This window comes from Mycobacterium sp. (assembly GCF_035653355.1).
Taxonomy (GTDB): domain Bacteria; phylum Actinomycetota; class Actinomycetes; order Mycobacteriales; family Mycobacteriaceae; genus Mycobacterium.
In genome coordinates this window covers 1-2,435 of the sequence record NZ_DASRBZ010000162.1, presented here as the reverse complement: position 1 = coordinate 2,435, position 2,435 = coordinate 1, and the positions used below count along the sequence as shown (strand labels likewise).

The window sequence follows — 2,435 nt, the reverse complement described above, 5'->3', positions numbered from 1 at the left end:
ACCCGGCGGCTCGCGTCGATCGATGTGCTTGATGCACCCGAGCATGCCCGCCTGGACGCGTGGGGCAACCGGGCGGTGCTGACCCAGCCCGCAGCGACGCGGGTATCGATTCCGGTGTTGTTCGCCACCCAAGTCGCGCGCACCCCCGAGGCGGTGGCGATCAGCTGTGGTGAGCAGTCGTGGACCTACCGCGAGCTGGAGGAGGCCGCCAACCGGTTGGCGCATCTGCTAGCCGGCCATGGGGTCGGTCCCGGTGACTGTGTGGCCCTGCTGATGGCGCGTTCGGCCGAAGCGATCGTGGCCATCTTGGCGGTGCTCAAAGCCGGGGCGGCCTACCTGCCGATCGACCCGGCACTGCCAGACGCCCGGATGCAGTTCATGCTTGCCGACGCCGCACCGATCGCCGCCATCACCACCACCGCGCTGGCCGACCGGCTCGCCGGGCATGGCTTGCTGGTCATTGACGTCAACGACCCCGCCATCGACAACCAATCCAGCACCGCACTTCCGGCGCCGGTCCCCGATTTCATTGCGTACATCATTTACACCTCAGGCACCACCGGCGTCCCCAAAGGCGTCGCCATTACCCACCACAACATGGCTCGCTTGTTCGATGCAGTGGATGCCGGCGTTGAGCTGGGGTCGGAACAGGTGTGGACACAGTGTCACTCCTTGGCCTTCGACTTTTCGGTGTGGGAGATCTGGGGTGCACTGTTGCACGGCGGGCGGCTGGTGGTGGTGCTCGAAGAGGTGACCCGCTCACCAGACGACTTCCACGCTTTACTGGTCGCTGAACACGTCAGCGTCTTAAGCCGCACCCCGTCGGCGTTTTATGCCCTGCAAACAGCCGACGCACTACGGCCCGAGCTAGCACAACAGCTCAACCTTGAGGCCGTGGTGTTCGGCGGCGAAGCGCTTCAACCACAGCGTCTTCGGACCTGGCTGCACAACCACCCGCGATCACCGCACCTGATCAACATGTATGGCATCACCGAGACGACGGTGCATGCCTCCTTGCGGGAGATCGTCCACCGCGACGCCGATAGCGACGCCAGTCCCATCGGCGTGCCATTGGCAGATCTTGCGTTCTTTGTGCTCGATGGCTGGTTACGGGCGGTGCCCGCCGGGGTGGTCGGTGAGCTGTATGTGGCCGGTGCCGGGGTGGCGTGTGGGTATCTGGGCCGGGGTTCGTTGACGGCGTCACGGTTTGTGGCCTGCCCGTTCGGGGCGCCGGGGCTCCGGATGTATCGCACCGGGGACGTCGTCCGTTGGGGCGCTGACGGGCAACTGCAGTACCTCGGGCGCGCCGATGAGCAGGTCAAAATCCGCGGGTACCGCATCGAGCTCGGTGAAGTACAGGCAGCCCTAGCGGGGCTGGACGGGGTGCAGCAAGCGGTGGTGATCGCCCGCGAGGATCACCCCGGCGACAAACGCCTGGTCGGCTACATCACCGGCACAGCAGAACCCGCCGATATCCGCGCCCAGCTACTAAAGCGGCTACCCGCCTACATGGTGCCGGCCGCGGTGGTGGCATTGGAGGCGCTGCCGCTGACGGTCAACGGCAAACTCGACACCCGGGCCCTCCCGGCCCCTGAATACACCGACACCGATCGTTACCGCGCCCCCGCCAGTGCTGTCGAGGAGATCTTGGCCGGCATCTACGCCCACGTGCTCGGGGTCGAGCGCGTCGGGGTCGACGACTCATTTTTCGATTTGGGTGGAGATTCACTGTCGGCGATGCGGGTGATCGCCGCGATCAATAGCGGCCTGGATCCCGGCCTGTCGGCGCGCACCTTGTTCGACGCGCCGACGATCGCCCAGTTGGCGCCCCGTATCCGTCGAGACGCGGGTAGCGCTAAGCCGTTGCTGGCGGTCGAGCGGCCCGCGGTTATTCCGCTCTCGTTTGCGCAGTCCCGGTTGTGGTTCCTCAACCGGTTCGAGGGCGGGGCTGCGACATACAACATGCCGACCGCTTTGCGGATCAGGGGGGCACTGGATGTCGAGGCGCTGGACGCGGCACTCGATGACGTCATCGCCCGCCACGAATCGCTGCGCACCATATTCCCCGATATTGATGGTGTGCCAGTGCAGCAGGTGTTGGCGGCCCAGGCCGGTATGTGGCGGCGCGGTGGCGCGGCGGTGGTGTCGTTGCCGGAGGAAGAACTGGCCGGCGAGTTGATGGCGCTGGCGGTGTATCGGTTTGATTTGTCGTCGGAGATCCCGATTCGGGCGCAGATCTATTCGGTGGCGCCCGACGAGCATGTGGTCGGGATTGTGGTGCACCACATCGCTTTTGACGGGTGGTCAAGGGCTCCCATGGTCCGTGATGTGGGCGAGGCGTATCGGGCGCGGCGGGAGGGCCGGGCCCCGCAGTGGGCGCCTCTGGCGGTGCAGTATGTCGATTACACGCTGTGGCAGCGCGCCCAGTTTGGTGA

General features: G+C 65.9%; 1 protein-coding gene. It reads left to right on the top strand.

Going from position 1 to position 2,435, the window contains the following annotated elements; genetic code table 11:
* On the top strand, positions 1 to 2,435 hold a 2,435-nt coding region (locus tag VFA16_RS05300; protein ID WP_324966809.1), incomplete at both ends, for an amino acid adenylation domain-containing protein.